We start from the raw sequence: 4473 nt of genomic DNA on the forward strand, positions 1-4473 counted from the left end.
TGAACCCTGGTGCCTCATGGTCAGCGGGGCATCTGGATCGTAGCCTTTTGAGAGCAGCTCTCGGGCTCCATCGAAGAACGGGATGCGAGAGGTGCAGAGATGGGCTGAGCCAAGGTAGGCGTCGTAGTGATGCCGGTGTCGGCTGGATGGTTGGATGATGATTTCGATAGGCATGAGGGTTCGTTCACGGAAGCGGGGGTGAAGCCGCCTGTGTTGAAGGGAACAAGGATTTGAGGATGGAATCAGGGTTCAGGCTCGCTGTCTCAGACGACTGGAGAGAGCCCTTACGCTTTCATATAGTGGGGAACGGTGGGTAAAACACATTAGTGATACAGTTGGTATCACATCGGTCACACAGTGTTAGCTGATATCTGATTCTTTTATGAAGTCTCTACGCTGAGACATTGATATCTACTCTTGTGATGTCTCTGAATGTATCAATCATTATGGCACTCACCTCTGATTGTGCTGACTGGGGAGTGATCAAACAATCATAGACCGGTAGGGCTACAATCCCCTTGTCTTTGAGTCTGAGGAGAGCTTCCACCATGACCTCACTCTCAACGAACTGAATCTTGTGACCGATCACGGTCCCGAGCAGATGGCTGATATCAGGGTGAGCATCCTTGATGTGTCTAATGATCTCAATCACGGTCATGTTCGGAGGTAGTAACTTCCTTGTTCCTTGGAACTTACGAACTGGCATTCCCTCAATGAATGTGAGGCTGTTCCATGTCTTCTTAATTCCCTCCCGATACCTCGGACAGTTATAGATGCCGGGGATCTGATAGAGGTCATCACAAGGCGGTTGCTTACCGGCAAGGCTGTAGAGGATACGAGGTCCGATCTGACCGTAGTCGATGCTGACGACCTTCTCCCCGTTTATGGTCAGCCCCTCCAAGCGTTCTTCCTTCTTGATGTCGATCCAGAACCCACCAGCAAGCCGCCCTCCGCACTCGAATGAGCCACAGGTGAAGGTTCGCCGTAGCGTTCGCTTCTGGGTGTCAATCAAACGGTCCTTCTTGAGAGCCCACTCGTCAAACCCGATGTCAGCACTGCCGATCCAATCGTTGATCGCTGACAACCTAGATCGAAGCTCTTGAGTCTGCGGGGTCTCCTCAAACTTGATCTTCTTGCCCTTATCTTTGTGGTCCTCTCTGGCAGCCTTCAGGCTGATTATGTCAGACACCTTGGCTCTACCGAGGTCAGACAGCTCAACCTGATGCTCAGCCATCAAGTCAGAAAGCTTCCCAGTGGGTTCGATGACCGTCCGCTGACCGAAGAAGCCTCTCTCGGCCTTCCTCTGTGTGATCCAGTTCAGCTCCGTTGAGCTTAGGTAGTCGAGGTAGCGAGGCAGATTGGCGTTCTCGGCTAGGTGCTTGTGTGGGTTAGCTCCTCCGAGGAGAGCGGTCGAACGAGAGATCACCAGATCCCGTGCTTCTTGTGTCAGCTCCGCATGCATCACATCACAGATGACGGCCGTGATCGTAGCTTCAAACGTCAGCCGGTCTTTATCTTTGCGCTTCCGTTTCCGAATCGAGTGGCGTTCCTCATATTCAAGGATGCTGCCAATCACGGTCGAAATCACTGATCGGGATGCTGGTGTTCTGCCAATCCTGTGAGGGTCGAAGAAGCGGTCTTTCTCGATGGTGCTCATGCCAACTCCTTCAGCTCGGCATAGAAATCCAGCACCTCTTGCCGCTTTCGCTCCTCCTCTTTGCGCTCGATATCAGCTAGCCACACTCCGCAGACACCTAGAGGTTCCCTAATGTAGAGGGCTATCACCTCAGACACTCGTGGCGGTGTCTCCTTGGCTGCCGTCTTTGCTTTACCCGTCTTGGGATCGGGCCAAACCCCCTTGTTAGCTGTAGTGAGACCTCTGACCATCCTGACTAACTGGGTCCAGAAAGCTTGATCACTCTTGAATCTGTAGGGCTCCAGATCCTGGACTAGGTACATTGCTAAGACCGTATCCACTACCTTCCGAGCTTCTACGGTCTCACCAAGCCTCTTTATCTCTTTAGCTGCCTCCCTCTTGTATTTGTTCATAGGTCCATGGTCATTCGCTACCTCAACGCAGATAGCTACCTGGGCATTCCACCTTGCTTCCATGGACATCCATGCCTTTGCATCTGGATGTTTAGCCCGCCTTTCATGGACAATCTGGATGTAAGGCTTAAGGTTAGCCTTGGTGATACCCTTTTGGTTAGGGTCTCCATGTCTCCTTTTTCTAGCAGCATGCTTATCGCAAAAGACTCCGTACGGCGTAGCAGATCGCCTGCCGCACCCTGTTACCCGACACCATTTATGCAAGTGGACTCCTAATCCGCATACGCCCGTTGCCAGGCACAGACGGACATAACGATACGGCGTAAGTGCCCGTCAAGACTGCGGTCTAGCTGAAATGCGTTGGTTTAGATCTCAACTATTACCATAGCGTAAGTGTTCGGATTTAGTCCGCTGCACGTTGTTCTGGTTCAACGCCTTAGCCTGACTTGTGCCAAACCCTGATGTCACAGCGTGTGGTCAGGCTGCGTCAAAAAGTGCCAATCAACCTAGCCGTTGAAGCACTCGCTGAACCTGCACTGCCTGCCATTGACCTCCCCGCGCTGTCGGGATGCCTGTCCTTGATCATCGCTTATGGCCGTCCGGTGCACGGCGATCCTGGTTCGATATCTGTGTCGCTCCCAGGCCATAGCCCGTTAAGTGTCTCTGTCGCATCCTGACCACAGGGAAGCTGGAGGCGGCACTATGGAGCCAAGCGGTTGGGCAGTTTCGGATTGGGAGGACGGCCGCTCTCGGTATCGATATCCGCCGGCGAGACTGATTGTTGCATCCTCTTCCGAAGCCGAATTGCGGTCCAGTTGCGGCCTTGAGATGCGAACCGATGTGTCGCTCGTAGCAACCGATGCCACTAACGAGTTAGACTTTTATCATGAGACTCTGCTGAGAAGTGAGCGCACGTCCGACCGTTTAGCTGGTTTGTTATCGATTGTATTCTGGGGATTCTTCGCCTCTGCTGATTACCCGCGCAGGAAAGCCAATCCAGCACGAGCGCTGGTCCGCGCGGCTCAGATCCTTCATGGTAGAACGGGGCGGCGTACGCCCGAAGCTGAGAGTACCTGTGCATCCCTCGACGCGGCCTTGCTACATTTGCGTGCCGGCAGGGTGAGTGAGGCACTTAAAGAAGCAATGGCAATCGACTACATGGGCATGTCCTTTGCTTCGAAGCTGTTGATGTTCGCTAGCCCGCATCGAGCTGTGGTCTATGACAAAGTTATATCTGAGCGCCTAGCGACATTGGCGGAAAGAGACCCGCAGTGGAGGAGTATGGCTGTAGCGACTTCAGGTCCATTCTCTCCCGCGAAAGGGGAGGCTTACGAACGTTGGTGTGCATTCTGTGCTGGACAGGCAGAGCGCCTGAATGATCAAGGTAGCCGGTGGAGAGACCGTTCTGGGGAAGCTCAATCTTGGAGGGCGGTTGATGTAGAGCGCACCTTCTTCGCTCTGACACGGCCGGCCTATCCATAACCTCTCGTTGATGCCCATTTCCTTCACCAGGGCGGCCCTCAGGAACGGCAAAGGTGCGATCCGGGGTAGTCCGGGAGCCTGAGTGGCAAACGCCTGTCTGTGAAGGTCTGATCAAGCTACGGCTCCTGGCTGCTTTGTTGGTGGATCACTCCTGAGAGCCTGGTAGCCGCTCAAGCACCCGCTGCACCTGAACCGCCTGCCATTGGCCTCCCCTTGCGGTCGGGATGCCCCTGTCATTCAAGGCCGTTGCCAAGCGACGAAGCGACGTGATCCCTTCAGCCTGCAGCTCTCTGATGACGGGTTCTAGGTCAGCCACGTGAGCCGCCACGCGGGTCCTGATCGCTGCGTTGCCCTTGCTTCTGATGTCATCCGTGAGCACAGCCCCTCGGTTTCCTCCGAGCTTCAGCCCTCGTGCCTTGGCCTGCGCTAGTGCGGCCTTGGTCCTGGACGAGATCATCGCCGCCTCGTGCTCAGCCACCGCAGCCAGGATGTGAACCGTCAGCCGGTTAGCCTGAGGGAAGTCCACCGCTGTGAACTCAACCCCGCTCTCCATCAGCGACGACACGAAGGCCACGTTGCGGGCTAGCCGATCCAGCTTGGCGATGATGAGCGTTGCCCCATGGAGACGGCAGAGCCGCTGAGCCTCCTTCAGCTTCGGGCGATCATCCCGCTTGCCGCTCTCCACCTCAGTCACTTCAGCGACGAGCTGCCACGGTCCTCCGTTGAGGTAGTTCCTGACGGCCTCCTGCTGTGCCTCAAGGCCGAGCCCTGAGCGTCCCTGCCTCGCGGTAGAGACCCGGTAGTAGGCGACGAACTTACCCTCAGCCATAACACTTACGATCCAGTCGATGTTCGATGACTGGCTTGTAATCGCTTCAAGAATCCCTCGTCAATCCAGCCTAACGGCCAAAAGAAAAGCCCCGGTGGCTAGCCAGGGCTTAG

The 4473-nt window shown here is 55.2% G+C and carries 4 protein-coding genes; 1 reads left to right on the top strand and 3 read right to left on the bottom strand.

Translation table 11 applies throughout. The features are described 5' to 3' along the window. Positions 1-391: 391 nt before the first annotated feature. Positions 392-1657 carry a hypothetical protein gene (locus MOX02_RS29470; protein ID WP_147029326.1) on the bottom strand — a complete coding sequence of 422 codons (1266 nt, stop codon included), beginning with the start codon at positions 1655-1657 and terminating at the stop codon, positions 392-394. Then, positions 1654-2049, bottom strand: coding sequence for a hypothetical protein (locus tag MOX02_RS29475; protein WP_147029327.1), 396 nt, complete (start codon positions 2047-2049; stop codon positions 1654-1656). Before MOX02_RS29475 ends, MOX02_RS29470 begins: the two co-directional genes overlap by 4 nt. 828 nt (positions 2050-2877) lie before the next feature. On the opposite strand from MOX02_RS29475, the gene MOX02_RS33090 reads away from it, so the two are divergent. Continuing rightward, positions 2878-3531, top strand: coding sequence for an 8-oxoguanine DNA glycosylase OGG fold protein (locus tag MOX02_RS33090; RefSeq protein ID WP_373866793.1), 654 nt, complete (start codon positions 2878-2880; stop codon positions 3529-3531). A 145-nt stretch (positions 3532-3676) separates the two neighbouring features. On the opposite strand, the gene MOX02_RS29480 is transcribed toward MOX02_RS33090, so the two are convergent. Further along, positions 3677-4360 (bottom strand): recombinase family protein, encoded by a 684-nt coding sequence (locus tag MOX02_RS29480; RefSeq protein WP_147029328.1) that lies wholly within the window; start codon positions 4358-4360, stop codon positions 3677-3679. Positions 4361-4473 lie beyond the last annotated feature (113 nt).

Source organism: Methylobacterium oxalidis, from assembly GCF_007992195.1.
Classification (GTDB): domain Bacteria; phylum Pseudomonadota; class Alphaproteobacteria; order Rhizobiales; family Beijerinckiaceae; genus Methylobacterium; species Methylobacterium oxalidis.

What these genes read in the sequence shown, in the direction of transcription:
- MOX02_RS29470 (WP_147029326.1), bottom strand. Translation starts at nt 1,657, where the DNA reads ATGAGCACCATCGAGAAAGACCGCTTCTTCGACCCTCACAGGATTGGC.
- MOX02_RS29475 (WP_147029327.1), bottom strand. Translation starts at nt 2,049, where the DNA reads ATGAACAAATACAAGAGGGAGGCAGCTAAAGAGATAAAGAGGCTTGGT.
- MOX02_RS29480 (WP_147029328.1), bottom strand. Translation starts at nt 4,360, where the DNA reads ATGGCTGAGGGTAAGTTCGTCGCCTACTACCGGGTCTCTACCGCGAGG.
- MOX02_RS33090 (WP_373866793.1), top strand. Translation starts at nt 2,878, where the DNA reads ATGCGAACCGATGTGTCGCTCGTAGCAACCGATGCCACTAACGAGTTA.